The organism is Amycolatopsis sp. FBCC-B4732, assembly GCF_023008405.1.
Taxonomy (GTDB): domain Bacteria; phylum Actinomycetota; class Actinomycetes; order Mycobacteriales; family Pseudonocardiaceae; genus Amycolatopsis; species Amycolatopsis pretoriensis_A.
On record NZ_CP095376.1, the window covers coordinates 8,824,090 to 8,842,926 of the forward strand.

Genomic DNA, 18,837 nt, shown 5'->3' on the forward strand with positions numbered 1-18,837 from the left:
GCTCACAGGGGATGAACGCGGCAGCGGACGGTACCCTGATGGGACGGGTGTCCAGGCACCACGCGTTTGTCAAGATCGTGATGGCGGGTATCACAGGAGCCGCCCAACCAGGGAGGGTCGAGGCCACCAGGGCCGAGTCGTATGAACCGGAAGAGCGTGCTCAGGAACCCACTGCTGTGGATCGTCGCGGGGTTGCTGGCGTTGTTCGCGTACAACACGATCTTCGACAGTGATCGTGGGTACACCCAGGCACCCATCTCGGTGGCGAACTCCCAGATCTCCTCGAACAACGTCAAGGAAGCCAGCCTCGAGGACAAGGAACAGCAGCTCAAGCTGCTGCTTTCGAAGCCCGTGGACGTGGACGGCCAGCAGGTCACCCAGATCATTTCGCAGTACCCGGCGGATGCCACCCGCCCGATCTACGACTCGTTGATCGCGGCGAAGACCGGCGGCCAGCCGATCAAGTTCACCACCAAGGTGACCCAGCAGGGCGTGCTGACGCAGATCCTCATCTTCGCCATCCCGCTGGCCCTCGTCCTTGGCCTGCTGATGTGGATGATGAACAACGCCCAGGGTGGCGGGAACCGCGTCCTCAACTTCGGCAAGTCCAAGGCCAAGCAGCTGAACAAGGACATGCCCAAGACGACCTTCGGGGACGTCGCGGGTGCCGACGAGGCCGTCGAAGAGCTGTACGAGATCAAGGACTTCCTGCAGAACCCGGCGCGATATCAGGCGCTCGGCGCGAAGATCCCGAAGGGCGTGCTGCTCTACGGGCCGCCCGGTACCGGCAAGACGCTGCTCGCGCGAGCCGTCGCCGGCGAGGCGGGCGTGCCGTTCTACACGATCTCCGGCTCGGACTTCGTCGAGATGTTCGTAGGTGTCGGTGCCTCGCGAGTGCGTGACCTGTTCGAACAGGCCAAGCAGAACGCCCCGTGCATCATCTTCGTCGACGAGATCGACGCGGTCGGCCGCCAGCGCGGCGCCGGCCTCGGCGGCGGGCACGACGAGCGCGAGCAGACGCTGAACCAGCTGCTCGTCGAGATGGACGGCTTCGACGCCCGCGGCGGCATCATCCTGATCGCGGCCACCAACCGGCCGGACATCCTGGACCCGGCGCTGCTGCGCCCGGGCCGGTTCGACCGGCAGATCCCGGTGTCCGCGCCCGACCTGCGCGGCCGCAAGGCGATCCTCGAGGTGCACGCCAAGGGCAAGCCGATCGCGCAGGGCACCGACCTGGGCAGCCTGGCCAAGCGGACCGTCGGCATGTCCGGCGCGGACCTGGCCAACGTGCTGAACGAGGCCGCGCTGCTCACCGCCCGCCAGAACGGGCACGTGATCACCGACGTCGCGCTGGAGGAGTCGGTCGACCGCGTTGTCGGCGGCCCCGCCCGCAAGAGCCGGATCATCTCCGAGAAGGAGAAGAAGATCACGGCCTACCACGAGGGCGGCCACGCGCTCGCCGCGTGGGCGATGCCGGACATCGAACCGGTCTACAAGCTGACCATCCTGCCGCGCGGCCGCACCGGCGGGCACGCCTTGATCGTCCCGGAGGACGACAAGGAGTTGATGACCCGCTCGGAAATGATCGGCCGGCTGGTCTTCGCGATGGGTGGCCGCACGGCGGAGGAGCTCGTCTTCCACGAGCCCACCACCGGTGCGTCCGCGGACATCGAGCAGGCGACGAAGATCGCCCGCGCCATGGTCATGGAGTACGGCATGAGCGCCCGCCTCGGCGCGGTCAAGTACGGCCAGGAGCAGGGCGACCCGTTCCTCGGCCGGTCGGCCGGGCGGCAGGCGGACTACTCGCTCGAGGTGGCGCACGAGATCGACGAGGAGGTGCGCAAGCTCATCGAGACGGCGCACACCGAGGCGTGGCACGTGCTGAACACCTACCGCGACGTCCTCGACGAGCTGGTCATCGAGCTCCTGGAGAAGGAGACGCTGCAGCGCAAGGACCTCGAGCGGATCTTCGCGACCGTCGAGAAGCGCCCGCACATCACCGTCTTCAACGAGTTCGGCGAGCGCACGCCGTCGGACAAGCCGCCGATCAAGACCCCGGGCGAGCTGGCGATGGAGCGCGGCGAGCCGTGGCCGCCGCCGGAGAAGGAGCCGAAGCCGGCCCTGAAGCCGGAGCCGACCCCGGTCGGCACGGCCCCGGGCGCGGGCGACCTGCCCGGCGGCCCGCCGTACCCGTCCCCGACGCCGGCGGACCCGAACGCCAACCCGTACGCCCCACCGCAGCCGGGCGCCTACCCGAACGGCGGCCGTCCCTACGGCGGCCCGAACGGTGGCCCCAACGGCACGGCGCACTGGCCGCAGTCCTACGGCGGCGGCCAGCAGCCCGGTAGCTACCCGGGCGGCCCGGCTGGTGGCCAGAGCGGCCCGCCGAACTACGGTGCCCCTCCGGGCTGGACCCCCGCGACCTCCCCCGGCGGTCAGCCGGGCCAGTCGTGGCGGCCCGGTGGTGAAGAACGCCCTCGTGAGCACGGCTGGTTCGCCGATCAGGCGGGCAACCAGCAGAACGAGGGAGAACGACGTGACGTGGATGGACCGGACAAGCCCCAGTGACGCCGACCGCCCGGTCTTCGACCAAGACCGGGCGGAGAAGGCGATCCGCGAACTCCTCTTGGCGTGCGGCGAAGACCCGGAACGGGATGGCCTGAAGGACACCCCGGCCCGGGTCGCTCGCGCGTACCACGAGATGTTCGCCGGCCTGTACACCGAGCCCGACTCGGTGCTGGACCGCACCTTCGACGAGTCCCACGAAGAGCTGGTGCTGGTCACGGACATCCCGATGTTCAGCCAGTGCGTGCCCAGCAAGCAGACGGTGAACGCCGTCGGCGGCCGGAAGCGCGCGATGGACGTGCGGGTGGGTGACAAGCTCTGGACGCTCGTCGGCGGCAACGTCGAGGAGACCGAGGTCACCGAGGTCAGCTCGCATCAGACGCGCGAGCTCGTCGAAGTGACGACTTCGGTGGGCAGGTTCCAGGTCACCCCGGACCACCCCTTGGCGACTCCCGAGGGGTGGCAGGAAGCCAAGGACGTCGAGGGCTCGTTCATCGAGTGGACGCACGCGCGGAAGCTCTGCCGCGACCGGTGGCGGCCCGCCCTCGGGTACGACTTCGGTTACGTCGTCGGCACCGTGTGCGCGGACGGCACGGTCGCCGACCGGTACGTGTCCCTCGTGGTCAACGACCGCGACTACGCGAAGAAGTTCGCGGAGTGCCTGTACCGGGCGTTCGGGATCGACGCGAAGGTCGAGCCGACATCGCGGCCGTCGGGCTACTTGGGACGCGACCTGCCCGGCTTCCGTGTCCGGGTGGTTTCTTCCTTCTTGGCCGACCTGATGCGGCAGTATGTCGGTGGCGACGCGCACCACATGCGGCAGCGGTTCCCGATGGTCGTCCTCAACGACTTGTCGACCTTCAACGGGTTCCTCGACGGGTACGTCGATGGGGACGGGCATCGCAGCAAGCATTCAGCAGGTCGCATCATCGCGAGTGCCAACACGCCGTTCCTCGAGGATCTGGCGACGGTCATCGGTGCCCGGTTCACTGCCAGCACCGGTGACGCCGCGAGCCGTCTGTACGTCGCCGACAGCTGGTTCCGACGTCACGGATTCCCCCAGGACGACTACGCGACAGATCTGATCGAGTCGGAGTACGTGAAGGTCGAATCGGTCACCCCGGTGACCGCGTCGGGGACCAAGCCCTACACGGTCTACAGCTTCAAATGCGACCCGCATCCGACGTTCCTGATCGCGGGACATCTGACGCACAACTGTGAACACCACCTGGTCCCCTTCCACGGCGTCGCGCACGTCGGGTACATCCCGAACGCCGCCGGGAAGGTGACCGGGCTGTCCAAGCTGGCCCGGCTCGTCGACCTCTACTCGAAGCGCCCGCAGGTGCAGGAGCGGCTGACTTCCCAGGTCGCCGACGCCATCGTGCGGAAGCTCGAGCCGCGCGGGGTGATCGTCGTGATCGAGGCCGAGCACCTCTGCATGGCCATGCGCGGCATCCGCAAGCCCGGCGCCCGCACCACCACCTCGGCGGTGCGGGGGCAGCTGAAGACCTCGCCGTCGTCGCGGGCGGAGGCGCTCGACCTGATCAAGGCGCGCCGGTGAGCGTGGGGCTTCCCGCTCCCGGCCGGTGCGTCGTGATGGGCGTGCTGAACGTGACGCCCGATTCGTTTTCCGACGGTGGCCGCTACCTCGGGCTCGACCAGGCCCTGGAGCACGCCCGCGCGATGTGGGCGCGCGGCGCCGATCTGATCGACGTCGGCGGCGAGTCGACGCGCCCGGGTGCGGCCCGGGTGGACGCCGCAACCGAGCGGGACCGCATCCTGCCGGTGATCCGGACGCTGGCCGGCGAAGGCGTGGCGCTGTCGGTCGACACCACGCGGGCGTCCGTCGCCGCCGCGGCGCTCGAAGCCGGCGCGCACGTGATCAACGACGTCTCGGGTGGCCTGGCCGACCCGGACATGGCCCGGGTCGCGGCTGAAACCGGGGTGCCGTGGGTGCTGATGCACTGGCGCGGGCACAGCAAGGACATGCAGGCGCTGGCGTCCTACCAGGACGTCGTCGCCGACGTCCGGTCCGAGCTGCTGGCCCGGGTGGACGAAGCGCTGGCGGCCGGCGTGGCCGAGAGCGCGATCGTGCTGGATCCCGGGCTCGGGTTCGCGAAGGACGCCGAGCACGACTGGGCGTTGCTGCGCGGCCTGGACTCGGTGCTGTCCCTGGGCTTCCCGGTGCTCGTCGGCGCCTCCCGAAAACGGTTTCTCGGCCGCCTGCTGTCCGAAAAGGACGGAACGCCGAGGTCCCCGGACGGCCGCGAGGACGCGACGGCGGCGATTTCCGCCCTCGCCGCCGCGGCCGGCGCGTGGGGCGTGCGGGTGCACGAGGTCGGAGCTTCGCTGGACGCGGTCGCGGTGGCCGCGGCGTGGGGAAAGGGTTCGCCGGATGTCTGACCGGATCACGCTGACCGGCCTGCGCGTGTTCGGCCGCCACGGCGTGTTCGAGCACGAAAAGCGCGACGGCCAGGAGTTCGTCATCGACGTCACGGCATGGCTCGACCTCGGGCCCGCCGCCGCGTCGGACGACCTGACCAAGACCCTGCACTACGGCGAGCTGGCCGAGCTGGCGGCGGGCATCGTCGCGGGCGAGCCGTACGACCTCATCGAGAGCGTCGCGGGCAAGATCGCCGACGAGGTCATGCGCGACGAGCGCCTGAGCGCGATCGAGGTGACGGTCCACAAGCCCTCGGCCCCGATCCCGCTGACGTTCGACGACGTCGCGGTGACGGTCCGGCGCGCCCGATGACCCGCGCGGTCCTGTCCCTCGGCTCGAACCTCGGCGACCGGCTCGGCTACCTGAAGCTGGCCCTGGCCGCGGTCCGCCCGGCGCTGGTCGCGGTGTCGAGCGTGTACGAAACGAAGGCCTGGGGCGTCGAAGCCCAGCCGGACTTCTTGAACGCGGTCTGCGTGGTCGACGACCCGGCCCGCGACCACTGGGCCTGGCTGCGCACGGGCCAGGCGGCGGAGCAGGCAGCGGGCCGGGTCCGCGAGCTCCGTTGGGGCCCACGAACCCTGGACGTCGACGTGGTCACGGTGGACGGCGTGACGTCCGACGACCCCGAGCTGCTGCTCCCGCACCCGGGAACCCCGGACCGAGCCAGCGTGCTGGTCCCGTGGACGGAGATCGCCCCGGAGGCGGTGCTGCCAGGCCACGGCCCGATCGCGGACCTGCTGGCCGCCCGCCCCCCGGCCGAGGTGGCAACGGTCCGCCGGACAACGCTCGAACTCGCCTGAGCCGCTTAGCCGCCCACCCGCCCGCTGGCCGCCTCGGCAGCGCCAGCCAACTCCTCCCGGGCGCCGCCACGGCCTGCCCGCCGCCTTGTCTGAGCTGGCTAGCTCCGCCCGCCGGGCGCCGCCACGCCTGCCTGCCGCCTTGGCTGAGTTAGCTAACTCCGGCCCCGCCCCCGGGCGCCGTCTCGGCCTTCCCGCTGGCTTGGGTGAGCCGGTCAACTCCGCCCGCCGGATGCCGCGACGGCCTGCCGCCGACTTGGTGGAGCCGGCTGGCTCCTTCCAGCGGGCGCCGCCACGGCTTGCCCGCAGGTCTGGCTGAGCCGGTCAACTGCGCCCGCCGGGCGCCGCGACGGCCTGCCGCCGACTTGGTGGAGCCGGCTGGCTCCTTCCACCGGGCGCCGCCACGGCTTGCCCGCAGGTCTGGCTGAGCCGGTCAACTGCGCCCGCCGGGCGCCGCGACGGCCTGCCGCCGACTTGGTGGAGCCGGCTGGCTCCTTACCACCGGGCGCCGCCACGGCTTGCCCGCAGGTCTGGCTGAGCCGGTCAACTGCGCCCGCCGGGCGCCGCGACGGCCTGCCGTCGGCTTGGCTGAGCCGACTAACTCCGCCCGCCCGGTGCGCTCTCGGGCTGCCTGCCGCCTCGGCGGCGCCGGCCAACTCCGCCCCGCCCGCCTCCATTGAGCCGGCCATTGCCGCCCCGCCCGCCGGGCGCCGCCCCGCCCGCCGGGCGCCGCCCCGCCCGCCGGGCGCCGCCGCGGCCGGCGGCGCGGACGCGCCGAGCAAGTCAAGTCAAGCCCCGCCCGGCCATCGATCGCCGAGCTGCGGTTGGCGGTCGGTGACAGGATGCCGTCAGCCTCGCAGGGCCGCGACCATGAAACGGACCGCCGGCTGGGCCGTGGGGACCGGGGGCCACCCGTTGATCGTCGCGAGCAACTGCCAGTAGCGCTCCGCTCGCGGGTCGCCGCTCGTCTCGAAGCGGTCTGCCATCTCCGTGCGGAACTCCCGTGACGCCGGGTCCTGGTCCGGGCGGGCCGTCGCCGCCGCGATCTCGGACGCAAGCGTTTGCCCCGCCTCTGACGTGGGCGAATCGCCCGCCTCCACTGCCGCTTCCGCGCGGGAAACCCAGCCGGGCCAGTTCTGCTGCCACGCCTGGGCCGGCTGCTCGAACTCGCCCGCCTTGATCTGCTGGGACTGCTGCTCGCTCATGCCCCTGATCAGGGCGCGGAACGACGGGTCCTGCACCAGCTCCGCGAACTCGATCCACGCTTCCAGCTGCTCCGGCGACGGGTCGTCCGGCAGCTCCGGCTTGCCCGCGCGCATCCGCTCGTAGAACTCCTCGTTCACCTCGAGCCCGGCGACCATCTCGTCCCAGAACTCGTCCACCAGCCGCTTGCGCTCCTCGTCCGACATCGACGCGAGACGGTTCATCAGGTTCACTTCCTCCAGTTCGGAATTGCGCTTCGCCACCGCGCGCAGCACCGCCCGGCGCAGCCGCAGCCGCCGGATCTGCTCGTCCAGGGCCTCGACGTGCCGGGTCGCCAGCTCGCCGACCGTCGCCGGCCTCGCCAACGCCGCGGAGACGTCGGCTAGGCCGAGGCCCAGCTCCCGCAGCGTGCGGACCAGCTCCAGGCGGGCCATCGCCGCCGCGTCGTAGAGGCGGTAGCCGGCGTCCGTCCGCTCGGTCGGTGGCAACAGGCCTTCGTCCGAGTAGAAGCGGATGGTCTTGACCGGCAGGCCCGTCCGCTTGGCCAGCTCGCCGATGGTGAATGTCGCGGTGGTGCCCACTAGACGCATGGTGAAGTCTCCAGTCGGGGGAGAGTCAAGACTACTTCGGGGGTTCCGGGTGGCGGAGCCCCCGGCCCGGGGCGCAGCCCCGGCTGTCACAGCTCGGTACGGTTGGGTCATGCACTTCACGCGGTCCCGTGACCTGGTCGTCGCCGGGCTGCTCGGCCTGGCCGTCGGCTACCTGCTGTTCCAGATCGCCTACGGCTCGCTGCCCCAGCTGCCGCTGCTCGCCGGCGTCACCCTCGCCGTCCTGGCCGTGATCGAGGGCGTGCTCGCCTTCTCCATCCGGTCGCGGATCAAGAACGGCCGGGTCGTTGCCGCGATCGGGATCGCCCGATCGGTGGCCTTGGCCAAGGCTTCGTCACTCGCCGGAGCGTTCATGGCCGGTGCCTGGCTGGCCGCGCTCGCCTACCTTTTCCCGCGACGTGACGAACTCGTCGCCGCCGTTCTCGACACCCGGGCGGCGGTCGTCGGCGTCGCCTCCGCCGCGGCCCTGGTAGCAGCGGGTTTGTGGCTCGAACACTGCTGCCGGACCCCGCGCGACCAAGACCGGGAGCGCACCCGCGGGACGACCGGTTAGCGCTGGAATCCCACCGCTCGCTGGACCGAGTAGGTCTCGTTCGGATTACGAGCAGGTACGGTGTCAGTCATGACCGGCGTGGGTGACGACTCGCGCGGCCGCCTTCTGGGCAGGCCGTGGCTAGTCGTCGGATTCGTCCTCGCCATCGGAGCCACCCTCGCACTGGTGCTCAGCGACGATCTTCGTTATCTCCGCCTGGGGATCGTCGCGGCCCTCTGGGCTGCCCTGATCGGCGCTTTCCTCGCCGTGAAGTACCGCAAGCACGCGGCACAGAGCGAGGACGCGGTCGCCGAGGCGCAGGCTGTGTACGAGTTGGAGCTGGAACGCGAGATCGCGGCCCGGCGTGAGTACGAGCTGGAGATGGAGGCGGACAACCGCACCGCCGCCGACTCCCGCGGGCGCGAGGAGCTGGAGGCGCTGCGGGCCGAAGTGTCGGCGCTGCGCGACAGCCTCCAGTCGCTGTTCGGTGGCGAGGTGCTGCTCGAACGCGTCGCGCTGACCGCGCAGGCGACCCGGATGCGCAAGCTGTCCGACGAGAACCGGATGATCCCGGACGGCGCGCCGAAGAAGAGGCCCGCTCAGCTGATGGCCGCGAAGAAGCCGATGCCCGAGGGCGGCGAGCGGCCGACCGAGCTGATCGACCGCGTCCTCGACGAGCGCCGCCGCAAGGCGTCGAACGGCAAGCCCGCGAACGGCAAGGGCCTGGGCAAGGGCTTCGGCGGCAAGGCCGTCCCGAAGACCCCCGCGAACGTCTCGGTGCAGAGCACCCAGCAGATGGCGCGGCCGAAGCCGCTGAGCGATCGCCGCCCGCCGGTGCCGGCCGTCGACCCGGCCTTGAACGCCGCGCAGCGCGAGATGAAGGCCGCCGAGCTGCGGGCCGAGGCCGCGCGCCGCCAGGCCGAGTCGCAGCCGATGCGGCTCCCGAAGCCCGAAGAGGTCGCGAAGCAGCCTGAGCGACGTCCGGAAGCTGCCGCCGAGCCGACGCGACAGGTCCCGCGGCCCGAGCCCAAGACCGAGATCCGGCGGGTGCCGGAGCCGAAGACCGAGATCCGCCGTCCCGAGCCGCCGCCCGCGCGCCGCGCGGAGCTGTCGCGCCCGGCGATGCGGCCCGCCGAGGTGTCCCGCTCGGACATCCCGCGGGTCGAGATGTCGCGCCCCGACATCCCGCGCGTCGAGATGTCCCGGCCGGACATCCCCCGGGTGGAGATGTCGCGCCCGGACATCCCCCGCGTCGAAATGTCGCGTCCCGACATCCCGCGGGTGGAGATGTCCCGGCCGGACATCCCGCGCGTCGAGATGTCGCGGCCGGACCTGCCGCGCGTCAACCCCAAGCCGAACGGTGCCCGGCCCGAGCCGCGCAAGGCGCCCGAGCCGCCGCGTCCGGCGCCGGGCCGCCCCGCGGCGCCGCCACCCAAGCCGTCCGAGATGTCGCGGTCGGACATCCGGCCGGTCAAGGACCTCAGCGCGGCCTTCCAGAACCGCGACGACTTCGCCGAGCGGCAGCGCCCGAACCGGCCGAAGCCGCCCGAGCCGAAGCAGGCCCCGCCGATGAACAGGGACGCCGCCGCGTCGCGCACCGACCTCCCGGTCGTCCCGCCGACGACGCCGGTGCCGAGCACCGGCCCCTCGTCGCGGCAGCAGCCGTCGCGCACGGACCTGCCGCCGGTGGTCCCGCCGACGACCCCGGTCCCGGCCGCCGACGGCCGCCGCCCGTCGCGGCTGGAGCAGTTCTCGCGGGCCGACATGTCGCCGATCCTCGACGAGCCGTCGTCGCGGCACAGCGGTTCGCACCGCGCGCCGGCGGCGGCCGCCCAGGGCGAGGCGCCGATGGCGAACCCGACGCTCCCGGAGTCGGTCCGCAACTTCCAGGGCGGGTCCGGCGGGCGCCGCCGCAAGCCGGACGAGTCGCAGCAGATGCCGCCGGTCCCCGCCCCGGAGCCCACGGGAGGCGGCCGCCGCCGTCGCCCGGACGGCGAGCCCCCGGCGTGGGAGGGCATGGTCGCCGAGCGCGCGTCGATGTCCCGGCGCAACATGGCCCCGGTCGACCCGGCGGACGTCGAGCAGCAGAACGGCAACGGCCACAACGGCAACGGGCGCAACGGCCACCGGTCCGCGGAGCCACAGCCGGGCAGCGGTTCGCACGCGGCCGGCCGCTCGGTGAGCGAGCTGCTGGCGGCGAACGGCGGAACGGGCTCGACCCCGCGCCGCCGCCGACGCGCGGAGGACTGAGCCAGGCTCCAAGCGCCTCAAGGCCACATCGGGGCGCGCAGGCGGAGCAGGAGCGGCACGCCGTGGGGCGAGGTGGCGTTCCGTCTCGTGTCCGGTCTGCGTAGGGTGACCGCCTGTGAGCGGAACCCTCTCGCCCGCGACGGGACTTGATCGCGGACGGCGGCCTCGCCGGATCACCGTGCTGCTGCCGGTGTTCGGACTGATCGTGGTGGCCTTGTGCGGCCTGTTCCTGTTCGGCTTGGCCACCGCGCGGGTCGGGCCGCTCGCCGTCACCATCGGGGTGCTGGCCGCGCTCGTGCCGGTCGCCGGGGTCGTCGCCGGGTTCCTCTGGGTGGACCGGTGGGAGCCCGAGCCCGCGAAGTTCCTGCTGCTCGCCTTCGCCTGGGGCGCCTGCATCGCCACCATCACCGCGCTGCTCATCAACACCACCGCCGAGGCGGTCGGGGACGAGCTGCTCGGGTCCGGCAACGGCAACACGCTCGCCGCGCTCGTCTCGGCCCCCGTCGTCGAGGAGGCCGCCAAGGCGCTCTTCGTCGTGCTCATCGCCTGGCGCCGCTCCAGCGAGTTCGACGGCGTCGTGGACGGGGTCGTCTACGCCGGGTTCAGCGCCGCCGGGTTCGCCTTCACCGAGAACATCTACTACTTCGGCCGCGCGTTCGCCGACTACGGCTTCGGTGACGGGCACAGCCAGGGCGTCATCACGGCGTTCTTCCTGCGTGGCGTGCTCGCGCCGTTCACGCACCCGCTGTTCGCGGTGCTCACCGGCATCGGGATCGGCATCGCCGCGCGGACGACCACCAAGGCGCTCAAGATCATCGCGCCGGTCGCCGGCTACCTGGCCGCCGTCTGCCTGCACGCGCTGTGGAACAGCGCCGCGCTGCTCGGCGGGTCGAAGTTCCTCACCGTCTACTTCCTGATCATGCTGCCGCTGTTCCTCGGCGTGGTCTACCTGGTCGTCCTGCAGCGACGGCGGGAGCAGCGGATCATCGCCACCGCGCTGCCGCACATGGCGTCGGCGCGCTGGATCGCGCCGTCGGAGGTCGATCTGCTGGCCAGCCTGCCCGGCCGCCGGGCTTGGCGGCGGCAGGCGAAGCGCCAGTCCGGGAAGCAAGCCGCGAGGGCCGTCGCCGTCTACCAGGCGAGCGTCACCGAGCTCGCCTTCCTCGACCGGCGTGAGCTGCGCAGCGACGCCGACCGGCAGCGCCAGCGCGAGCTGCTGCGCACGTTGAAGTCCGCTCGCGCGGAGGCGACGCGCCTCGCCGACGAGGCCGCCCGCGGGTGACCCGGTCCGGTGAAGCTGGTCACCCGGGTTCAACGCGGCGCGCTCAATCGAGTTAGTCTCGCGCCGTTCGTCCGGTACCCGGAGCGGGACTGGAACGAGAGCAGAGGGAGTCTGCCAGCCATGAGCGTCCACAGGCGCACGCCATGATGAGGCCCGCCCGCCTCGCGGTCGGCGTCGTGTCCGCCGGCCGGGTGGGCAGTGTGCTCGGCGCCGCGCTGGCCCGGGCGGGGCACACCGTGGTGGCCGCGTCCGGCCTGTCCGCGGCGTCGCTGGCCAGGGCCGAACGCCTCCTCCCCGACGTGCCCATCCTGCCGCCCGACGAGACCGTCGGCCGGGCCGACCTGGTGCTGCTCGCCCTGCCCGACGACGCGCTGGCCGGGATGGTCCGCGGGCTCGTCGCCACGGGGTCGCTGCGGCCGGGGCAGATCGTCGTGCACACCTCCGGCGCGCAGGGCATCGACGTGCTGGCCCCCGCGGCCGAAGCCGGGGCGCTGCCGCTCGCGCTGCACCCGGTGATGACGTTCACCGGCCGCGAGGAGGACCTCGAACGGCTGGCGGCGTGCAGCATCGGCGTCACCGCGGCCGCCGACGACGAGGCGGCTTGGAACGTCGGCGAGGCGCTGGCGGTCGAGATGGGTGCCGAGCCGGTGCGCATCCCCGACTCCGCGCGAGCGCTCTACCACGCTGCGTTGACCCACGGCGCGAACCACCTGATGACGCTGGTCGCCGATTGCACGGAAGTCTTGCGGGAAGCGGGAATCGGGCATTCCGAACGCCTGGTGGCACCACTGCTTTCGGCGGCGTTGGATAATGTGCTCCGACACGGCGACCGCGCGCTCACCGGCCCGGTCGCGCGTGGCGATCTCGGCACCGTCCGCAAGCACCTCGCGGTGCTCGCGGACCGGGCGCCGGACGTGGCGCCGGCCTACCGGGCGCTGGCCAAGCGCACGGCAGCGCGTTCCGCGGCTGCCGGGCTGCTGGACACCGCGGCCGCCAAAGACCTCACCGAACTCCTCGACGATCCCGCCGAAGGGCACCAAGACCAGTGACCACACCGAAATTCAGCCGCGGCACCCTGAACGCGTTCACCTCGCCCGAGCAGATGAACCAGGTCAGCCGGGCCTTGCACGGCGTCAGCCGCAAGCTCGCGCTCGTGCCCACCATGGGCGCGCTGCACGCCGGGCACCGCGAGCTGATCCGCCGCGCGAAGCGGCTGCCGAACACCGTCGTGGCCACCTCGATCTTCGTCAACCCGCTGCAGTTCGGCGAGGGCGAGGACTTCGAGGCGTACCCGCGGCCGCTCGAGGCCGACCTGTCGGTGCTGCGCGAGGACGGCGTCGAAATCGCGTTCACCCCGAGCGCCGACGCCCTGTACGCCGAGGGCGCCACCGTGACCGTGCACCCGGGCCCGCTCGGCGACGAGCTCGAGGGCGTCGTGCGGCCCGGCCACTTCGCCGGCGTGCTGACCGTCGTCGCGAAGCTGTTCAACCTGGTGCGCCCGGACTACGCGTTCTTCGGGGAGAAGGACTACCAGCAGCTGGTGCTGATCAAGCGGATGGTCCGGGACCTGAACATCGACACGCGCGTCATCGGCGTGCCGACCGTGCGGGAGCGCGACGGGCTGGCGCTGTCCTCGCGCAACGTCTACCTGGCGCCCGAGCAGCGTGAAGACGCCATCGTCCTGTCGGCCGCCCTCACCGCGGGGGCGTTCGTCGGCCGGGACGGGGCCGACGCGGTCCTCGAGACCGCGTGGAAGACCCTCGCCGCGCGGCCGGCGGTCGAGGTGGATTACCTGGAGTTGAGGGGAACCGACCTCGGGCCCGCGCCCGTCGATGGTGAAGCACGACTGTTGATCGCTGCCCGGGTGGGGAGTACCCGGCTGATCGACAACGTTCCGGTGCTGCTCGGCAAGGCCGTCGAGCACCCGGAGCGGCTGGACGCAGGGGAATAGGAGTCCACGATGTACCGCACGATGCTCAAGTCGAAGATCCACCGCGTCACCGTGACCCAGGCCGACCTGCACTACGTCGGTTCGGTGACGGTCGACGAAGACCTGATGGAGGCCGCGGACCTGCTGCCGGGCGAACAGGTGTCCATTGTGGACGTCACCAACGGCGCCCGGCTGGAGACCTACGTCATCAAGGGTGAACGCGGCAGCGGCGTGCTCGGCATCAACGGCGCCGCGGCGCACCTGGTGCACCCGGGTGACCTGGTCATTCTCATCTCGTACGGCCAGATGGACAACGCCGAGGCCGCGACGTACGAACCGCGCGTGGTGTTCGTGGACGCGGACAACCGGATCGTCCACCGGCACAGCGACCCCGGCTACGCGCCGGAGGGTTCGGGCCTGCTGTCCGGCACGGTGACGCTGCCGGACGACGAGACGGCGATCTTCCCGGTCGCGGAGACGGCGGACGCCCGCCGCCTCGACGCGTTGCTGCACGCGGAAAGCTGACCCGCTTGCTGCTCACCGTCGACGTCGGCAACACGAACATCGTCCTGGGGCTTTGGTCCGGTCAGTCGCTCGTGGGCGATTGGCGCATGCGCACGGACGCGCGCATGACGGCCGACGAGCTGGCGTTGACGGTGCGCGGCCTGCTGGGTCCGCACGTGGATTCGGTGACGGGCATCAGCGCGCTGTCGACGGTGCCCGCGGTGCTGCGCGAACTGCGCGTGATGCTTTCGCGGTACTACGCCGGCGTGCCGAAGATCGTGGTGGAGCCGGGGGTCCGCACGGGTGTGCCGCTGCTGGTGGACAACCCGAAGGAGGTGGGCGCGGACCGGCTGGCGAACACGCTGGCCGCGCACCACCTCCACAAGGGCACGGCGTGCGTGGTGGTCGACTTCGGCACGTCGACCAACGTGGACGCGATTTCCGCGCGCGGCGAGTTCCTGGGCGGCGCGTTCGCGCCGGGCATCGAGATTTCGGTGGACGCACTGGCGTTGCGCGCTGCGGCGCTGCGGAAGGTCGAGCTGGTGCCGCCGCGGTCGGTGATCGGGAAGAACACCGTGGAGTGCCTGCAGTCGGGCATCCTGTACGGGTTCGCGGGGCAGGTGGACGGCCTGGTGAAGCGGATCGTGCGCGAGCTTTCGCCCGGCGGCGCGGAACCGGTGGCGGTGCTGGCGACGGGCGGGCTGGCACCGCTGGTGCTCGAGGAGTCGGAGACGATCACGGACCACGTGCCGGACCTGACTTTGCTCGGGCTGCGGCTGGTTTACGAGCGGAACATCCGCCCCTGACGCGCGGTTGTCCACAACTCGGGTGGGCTGTGGACAACCGGGCTGCAGTCGGGCTTTCCCGGCTTTTGGCCCGGCCCGGCGCAGCCAGAGGGTTCCGGTGGAAGCCGGCTTCACCGCGTCGGCGCCGAGTCCGGTCGCGATCCCGCGCGAACGTTCGGCCGCGACCTCGCTGCGGACCTGAAGACAGCCGTCAGCCGCGGGTCAGCCTGCGTCGCTCCAGCACGTACCCCAGCGCCGTCACCGCCAGTGCCGGAATCGCCACCTTCCCCTGCGGGAACCGGGCCGTGCCCGGCGGGTCCACGGCCCGAGACCCGGGATACGCCAGCGCCGAGATCTGCGTCAGCCAGTACAACGACGCCAGCGCGGCTCCCGCGTCGAGCCCGGCCCGAGCCGACGACGGCCGCCACAGCTGCCACAAGCTGGTGGCGCCCAGCGCCAGTCCCAGGCTCATCGTCTGCCCGTTGTGGAACTTCGCGTGCGGTCGCCAAGCCGGGTTGTACACGTGGGTCTCGTTCCAGTCGGCGCGGTACGGGCCCACCGCCGTCACCAGTGAGGTCAGCGAGATCAGGGCTCGCCCCAACGATTTCCTGCTCATCCCGCCAGTATCGAACCTCCAGCTTGATCGAGGTCAATGCAGCAGTTTCAGCCCGACCACGCCCGCCACGATCAGCGCCAGGCAGGTGATCCGCGCCGTCGTCGCCGGGTCGCCGAGGGCGAGCATGCCGTACGCCGCCGTGCCGAGCGTGCCGATGCCGACCCAGATCGCGTAACCCGTGCCCAGCGGGATTTCGCGCAGTGCGTACGCCAGGCCGCCCATGCTCAGTGCGAGCGCGAGGGCGAACACCAGCGTGGGAACCGGGCGGGAGAACCCCTTGGACGCGCCGAGCGCGGCCGCCCAGATCGTTTCGAACACGCCGGACAGGACAAGGACGAGCCAAGACATGACGAGCCTTTCGCAGTGTGGGGAACCACTGCGCCGTCTTGTCCGCACCGGGTACGACGCGCTCGTCCGGGGCCGGCCGCGGGTGCGGGGGCCACTTCCGAAGCTAGCACGCCGGAAAGCTAGCGGCGGCGGGCGCGCAGGCCCCACGTGACCAGCGGGAGGTCGAACTCACCATTCGCCGTCGCCGGGTTCGCGGCGAGGAACTCGCGAAGGCGCGTCAGGAGCGCCGACGACTCCGCCGGGTCCGAGACGATCACGAGGGAATAGGTCGCGATCGTTTCCAGGAGGCTCTCCGCGGTCCGCCGTTGCACATGGTGAAACCGTTCGTCGTCGAACGGCTCGAAGGCCGGGTGCGCCACCGCGCGCAAATCGTCGGTCGACGCCGGCTTGCGGGCGCCGTCGCGGCCCAGTTCGGTGAACTCGGCCACCCACGGCACCGATTCGTCTTCGTAGTTCCACATCGGCACCAGCACGCCACCGGGACGCAGCACGCGGCCGATCTCGGTCATCGCCGCCGGTACGTCGAACCAATGGAACGCCTGGCCGACGAATACCGCGTCGACCTCGGCGTCGGGTACCGGGATCCGTTCCGCCCGGCCGGCCAGTGACGTCGCCGACGGCACCCGGCGCGCCAGTTCGGCGCGCATTTCCGGGTCGGGTTCGACCGCGGTGACGTCGAGGCCGAGCTCGGTGAGGCCGAGGGTGAGTTTGCCCGTTCCGGCGCCGAGATCGAGCACCCGCCGCGGGGTTCCGGTGGCGCCGGAAAGGCCCCACTCGATCGCTGCCCGCGGGTAATCGGGCCGGTGCTCGGCGTACGCGGCCGCTCGGCTGCCGAAGGAAGAAGCCCGGCGGGCGCGTGTGGGATCACTCACCGGGCCAGGTTAATGGAGGGAAAGTAAAGGTAATCCGGTTGGCGTAGCGCGCGGCGGGGTTCGTACCCTATGGGCCATGACCGAAAACCCCGCTTCCACCAGCGACCCCGCCGAAGACGAACTGCCGGAGCAGATGCGGGTGCGCCGGGAGAAGCGCGACCGGATCCTCGCCGAAGGCATCGATCCCTACCCGGTCGAGGTACCCCGCACGCACTCGCTCGCCGAAGTGCGCGCGGCGCATTCCGGGTTGCCCGTCGACACCGCCACCGGGCAGCAGGTCGGCGTCACCGGCCGGGTCATGTTCCTGCGCAACACGGGCAAACTGTGCTTCGCCAGCCTCCGCGAGGGCGACGGCACCGAGCTGCAGGCGATGATCAGCCTGGCGAAGGTCGGCGAAGACGCGCTGGCCGCGTGGAAGGCCGACGTCGACCTCGGCGACCACGTGTTCGTGCAGGGTGAGGTCATCACCTCCAAGCGCGGCGAGCTCTCCGTGATGGTCGACGGCTGGCGCCTCACGTCGAAGGCGCTGCGCCCGCTGCCCAACGCGCACAAGGAACTCGCCGAGGAAACGCGGATCCGCCAGCGCTACGTCGACCTCATCATGCGCCCGCGCGCGCGGGACGTCGTGCGCACCCGCGCCGGCGTGGTCCGGTCGCTGCGGGAGTCGTTCCACCGCCGCGGGTTCACCGAGGTCGAGACGCCGATGCTGCAGACGCTGCACGGCGGCGCCGCGGCCCGCCCGTTCGTCACCCGGTCGAACGCCTTCGACATGGAGCTGTTCCTGCGCATCGCGCCGGAGCTCTACCTCAAGCGCTGCGTCGTCGGCGGCATCGAAAAGGTCTTCGAGATCAACCGCAACTTCCGGAACGAGGGCAGCGACTCTTCGCACTCGCCGGAGTTCGCGATGCTCGAGTACTACGAGGCCTACGCGACTTACGACACGAACGCCGTGATGACGCGGGAGCTGATCCAGGAGGCCGCGCAGGCCGTGCTGGACAGCCAGGTCGTCACGTTGCCCGACGGTTCGGAGTACGACCTCTCCGGCGAATGGACCACACTCGGAATGTACGAGTCGTTGTCCGATTCGCTCGGCGAAGAGGTGACGCCGGAGACGCCCGCCGCCAAACTGCACGGATTCGCGCAGGCCAGGGGCCTCGAAGTGGACCCGAAGCTCGGGCACGGGAAGCTCGTCGAGGAACTGTGGGAACACCTCGTCGGAGATCACCTGCACGCACCGACGTTTGTCCGTGATTTTCCGCTGGAGACGTCGCCATTGACGAGGCAGCACCGCTCGCGGGCCGGTGTCGCCGAGAAGTGGGACCTCTACGTGCGCGGATTCGAACTCGCCACCGGATACTCCGAGCTGGTCGATCCGGTCGTCGAACGGGAACGGCTCACCGAACAGTCGCTGCTGGCCGCGCAGGGTGATAGCGAAGCCATGCGGCTGGACGAGGATTTCCTGCGGGCCCTGGAGTACGGAATGCCGCCGAGCGGCGGCGTCGGAATGGGGATCGACCGGCTCCTCATGGCGCTGACCGGTCTGGGTATCCGGGAGACGATCCTCTTCCCGCTCGTGCGACCTGAATAACCCGCCCGTGTGAGGATAGCGGTCGGTTATCGCATAGAGATTTGCGCTGCACTCCCGGAGCGGGTACTAATGTTCTAGACAAAGTCTTCTGTCCCCGGGGCTCGCCCCGTCACCAGATCATTGAGTAAGCCCCGCAGGAGGAAACAGATGGCGCAGAAGGTGCTCGTCTCGCTGGTGGACGACCTGGACGGCAGCGAGGCCGAAGAGACCGTCGAGTTCGGTTTGGACGGCGTCAGCTACCAGATCGATCTCTCCTCGGAAAACGCCGAGGAGCTGCGGGACGCACTCGCCCAGTACGTCGAACACGCGCGGCGCGCGGGTGGCCGCAAGCGCGCCACCGTGCGTCCGGTCTCCGGCAAGGGATCGGCGCGCCCGGCCGCGGTCGACCGCGAGCAGAACCAGGCCATTCGCGCTTGGGCGCGCAAGAACGGTTACGCGGTTTCGGACCGGGGCCGGATCCCCTCCGAGGTCGTCGAGGCCTACCACAAGAAGAACTGAGGAACGTTCACGCCGG

Annotated in this window: 17 protein-coding genes, 2 pseudogenes and 1 riboswitch; of the genes and pseudogenes, 15 read left to right on the forward strand and 4 right to left on the reverse strand. The window is 71.2% G+C overall.

What is annotated here, in order from left to right:
• Positions 1–141: 141 nt before the first annotated feature.
• From ftsH to folK, 6 genes and pseudogenes are all read left to right on the forward strand, one after another.
• A complete protein-coding gene (gene ftsH, locus MUY14_RS39920) occupies positions 142–2,568 on the forward strand; it encodes an ATP-dependent zinc metalloprotease FtsH (protein ID WP_247017435.1) in 2,427 nt (808 codons plus the stop codon).
• Positions 2,546–2,797 (forward strand): annotated as a pseudogene (locus tag MUY14_RS39925) (GTP cyclohydrolase I); the annotation flags it as partial. The gene ftsH and the pseudogene MUY14_RS39925, both read left to right, overlap by 23 nt.
• Before the next feature lie 984 nt (positions 2,798–3,781).
• Positions 3,782–4,126, forward strand: a pseudogene (folE, locus tag MUY14_RS39930) (GTP cyclohydrolase I); the annotation flags it as partial.
• A 35-nt stretch (positions 4,127–4,161) separates the two neighbouring features.
• Entirely contained in the window at positions 4,162–4,968 is an 807-nt protein-coding gene (gene folP / locus MUY14_RS39935) for a dihydropteroate synthase (RefSeq protein ID WP_247025473.1), read from the forward strand.
• Positions 4,961–5,320: a dihydroneopterin aldolase gene (gene folB / locus MUY14_RS39940; protein ID WP_247017437.1), complete on the forward strand. Its 360-nt coding sequence runs from the start codon at positions 4,961–4,963 to the stop codon at positions 5,318–5,320. Before folP ends, folB begins: the two co-directional genes overlap by 8 nt.
• Positions 5,317–5,808, forward strand: a complete 492-nt coding sequence (folK, locus tag MUY14_RS39945) for a 2-amino-4-hydroxy-6-hydroxymethyldihydropteridine diphosphokinase (protein ID WP_247017439.1) — start codon at positions 5,317–5,319, stop codon at positions 5,806–5,808. The genes folB and folK overlap by 4 nt, the downstream gene beginning before the upstream one ends.
• Positions 5,809–6,653: 845 nt before the next feature.
• Here folK and MUY14_RS39950 read toward each other — a convergent pair.
• Complete coding sequence (locus MUY14_RS39950; protein WP_247017441.1) at positions 6,654–7,589, reverse strand: MerR family transcriptional regulator; 936 nt, start codon at positions 7,587–7,589, stop codon at positions 6,654–6,656.
• Between the two features lie 118 nt (positions 7,590–7,707).
• Between MUY14_RS39950 and MUY14_RS39955 the strand changes: the two genes are divergently transcribed.
• The 7 genes from MUY14_RS39955 to MUY14_RS39985 all read left to right on the forward strand — a co-directional run bounded on the left by MUY14_RS39955 (position 7,708) and on the right by MUY14_RS39985 (position 14,920).
• Positions 7,708–8,169, forward strand: a complete 462-nt coding sequence (locus MUY14_RS39955) for a DUF3180 domain-containing protein (RefSeq protein ID WP_247017443.1) — start codon at positions 7,708–7,710, stop codon at positions 8,167–8,169.
• A gap of 69 nt (positions 8,170–8,238) precedes the next feature.
• Positions 8,239–10,398: a DUF6779 domain-containing protein gene (locus tag MUY14_RS39960; protein WP_247017445.1), complete on the forward strand. Its 2,160-nt coding sequence runs from the start codon at positions 8,239–8,241 to the stop codon at positions 10,396–10,398.
• A 178-nt stretch (positions 10,399–10,576) separates the two neighbouring features.
• The gene (locus MUY14_RS39965; RefSeq protein WP_247025475.1) at positions 10,577–11,680 is read left to right on the forward strand and encodes a PrsW family intramembrane metalloprotease; all 1,104 of its coding nucleotides are present in this window, start codon (positions 10,577–10,579) and stop codon (positions 11,678–11,680) included.
• A gap of 89 nt (positions 11,681–11,769) precedes the next feature.
• Positions 11,770–12,729 (forward strand): Rossmann-like and DUF2520 domain-containing protein, encoded by a 960-nt coding sequence (locus MUY14_RS39970; RefSeq protein ID WP_396126880.1) that lies wholly within the window; start codon positions 11,770–11,772, stop codon positions 12,727–12,729.
• Complete coding sequence (gene panC / locus MUY14_RS39975; RefSeq protein ID WP_247017449.1) at positions 12,726–13,631, forward strand: pantoate--beta-alanine ligase; 906 nt, start codon at positions 12,726–12,728, stop codon at positions 13,629–13,631. Before MUY14_RS39970 ends, panC begins: the two co-directional genes overlap by 4 nt.
• 9 nt (positions 13,632–13,640) lie before the next feature.
• Positions 13,641–14,135, forward strand: coding sequence for an aspartate 1-decarboxylase (gene panD, locus MUY14_RS39980; RefSeq protein ID WP_247017451.1), 495 nt, complete (start codon positions 13,641–13,643; stop codon positions 14,133–14,135).
• A 5-nt stretch (positions 14,136–14,140) separates the two neighbouring features.
• Positions 14,141–14,920 (forward strand): type III pantothenate kinase, encoded by a 780-nt coding sequence (locus MUY14_RS39985; RefSeq protein WP_247017453.1) that lies wholly within the window; start codon positions 14,141–14,143, stop codon positions 14,918–14,920.
• A 190-nt stretch (positions 14,921–15,110) separates the two neighbouring features.
• Here MUY14_RS39985 and MUY14_RS39990 read toward each other — a convergent pair whose 3' ends face one another.
• The 3 genes from MUY14_RS39990 to MUY14_RS40000 all read right to left on the reverse strand — a co-directional run bounded on the left by MUY14_RS39990 (position 15,111) and on the right by MUY14_RS40000 (position 16,735).
• Positions 15,111–15,515: a DUF6640 family protein gene (locus MUY14_RS39990; RefSeq protein WP_247017456.1), complete on the reverse strand. Its 405-nt coding sequence runs from the start codon at positions 15,513–15,515 to the stop codon at positions 15,111–15,113.
• A 33-nt stretch (positions 15,516–15,548) separates the two neighbouring features.
• Entirely contained in the window at positions 15,549–15,863 is a 315-nt protein-coding gene (locus MUY14_RS39995) for a multidrug efflux SMR transporter (RefSeq protein WP_247017458.1), read from the reverse strand.
• A 27-nt stretch (positions 15,864–15,890) separates the two neighbouring features.
• Positions 15,891–15,961, reverse strand: a riboswitch (guanidine-III (ykkC-III) riboswitch).
• A 21-nt stretch (positions 15,962–15,982) separates the two neighbouring features.
• Entirely contained in the window at positions 15,983–16,735 is a 753-nt protein-coding gene (locus tag MUY14_RS40000) for a class I SAM-dependent methyltransferase (protein WP_247017460.1), read from the reverse strand.
• Positions 16,736–16,811: 76 nt separating this feature from the next.
• Here MUY14_RS40000 and lysS point away from each other — a divergent pair, with 76 nt between their 5' ends.
• Both lysS and MUY14_RS40010 read left to right on the forward strand, forming a co-directional pair.
• Positions 16,812–18,323, forward strand: coding sequence for a lysine--tRNA ligase (lysS, locus tag MUY14_RS40005; RefSeq protein ID WP_247017461.1), 1,512 nt, complete (start codon positions 16,812–16,814; stop codon positions 18,321–18,323).
• Between the two features lie 147 nt (positions 18,324–18,470).
• Positions 18,471–18,821, forward strand: coding sequence for an Lsr2 family protein (locus tag MUY14_RS40010; protein ID WP_247017463.1), 351 nt, complete (start codon positions 18,471–18,473; stop codon positions 18,819–18,821).
• The last annotated feature ends 16 nt before the right edge of the window (positions 18,822–18,837 follow it).

Bases quoted from the DNA above. Each gene is read 5' to 3' on its own strand.
- lysS (WP_247017461.1), top strand. From the start codon at position 16,812: ATGACCGAAAACCCCGCTTCCACCAGCGACCCCGCCGAAGACGAACTG.
- MUY14_RS40010 (WP_247017463.1), top strand. From the start codon at position 18,471: ATGGCGCAGAAGGTGCTCGTCTCGCTGGTGGACGACCTGGACGGCAGC.
- MUY14_RS39960 (WP_247017445.1), top strand. From the start codon at position 8,239: ATGACCGGCGTGGGTGACGACTCGCGCGGCCGCCTTCTGGGCAGGCCG.
- panD (WP_247017451.1), top strand. From the start codon at position 13,641: ATGTACCGCACGATGCTCAAGTCGAAGATCCACCGCGTCACCGTGACC.
- ftsH (WP_247017435.1), top strand. From the start codon at position 142: ATGAACCGGAAGAGCGTGCTCAGGAACCCACTGCTGTGGATCGTCGCG.
- MUY14_RS39955 (WP_247017443.1), top strand. From the start codon at position 7,708: ATGCACTTCACGCGGTCCCGTGACCTGGTCGTCGCCGGGCTGCTCGGC.
- MUY14_RS39990 (WP_247017456.1), bottom strand. From the start codon at position 15,515: ATGAGCAGGAAATCGTTGGGGCGAGCCCTGATCTCGCTGACCTCACTG.
- folB (WP_247017437.1), top strand. From the start codon at position 4,961: ATGTCTGACCGGATCACGCTGACCGGCCTGCGCGTGTTCGGCCGCCAC.
- MUY14_RS39995 (WP_247017458.1), bottom strand. From the start codon at position 15,863: ATGTCTTGGCTCGTCCTTGTCCTGTCCGGCGTGTTCGAAACGATCTGG.
- folP (WP_247025473.1), top strand. From the start codon at position 4,162: ATGGGCGTGCTGAACGTGACGCCCGATTCGTTTTCCGACGGTGGCCGC.
- folK (WP_247017439.1), top strand. From the start codon at position 5,317: ATGACCCGCGCGGTCCTGTCCCTCGGCTCGAACCTCGGCGACCGGCTC.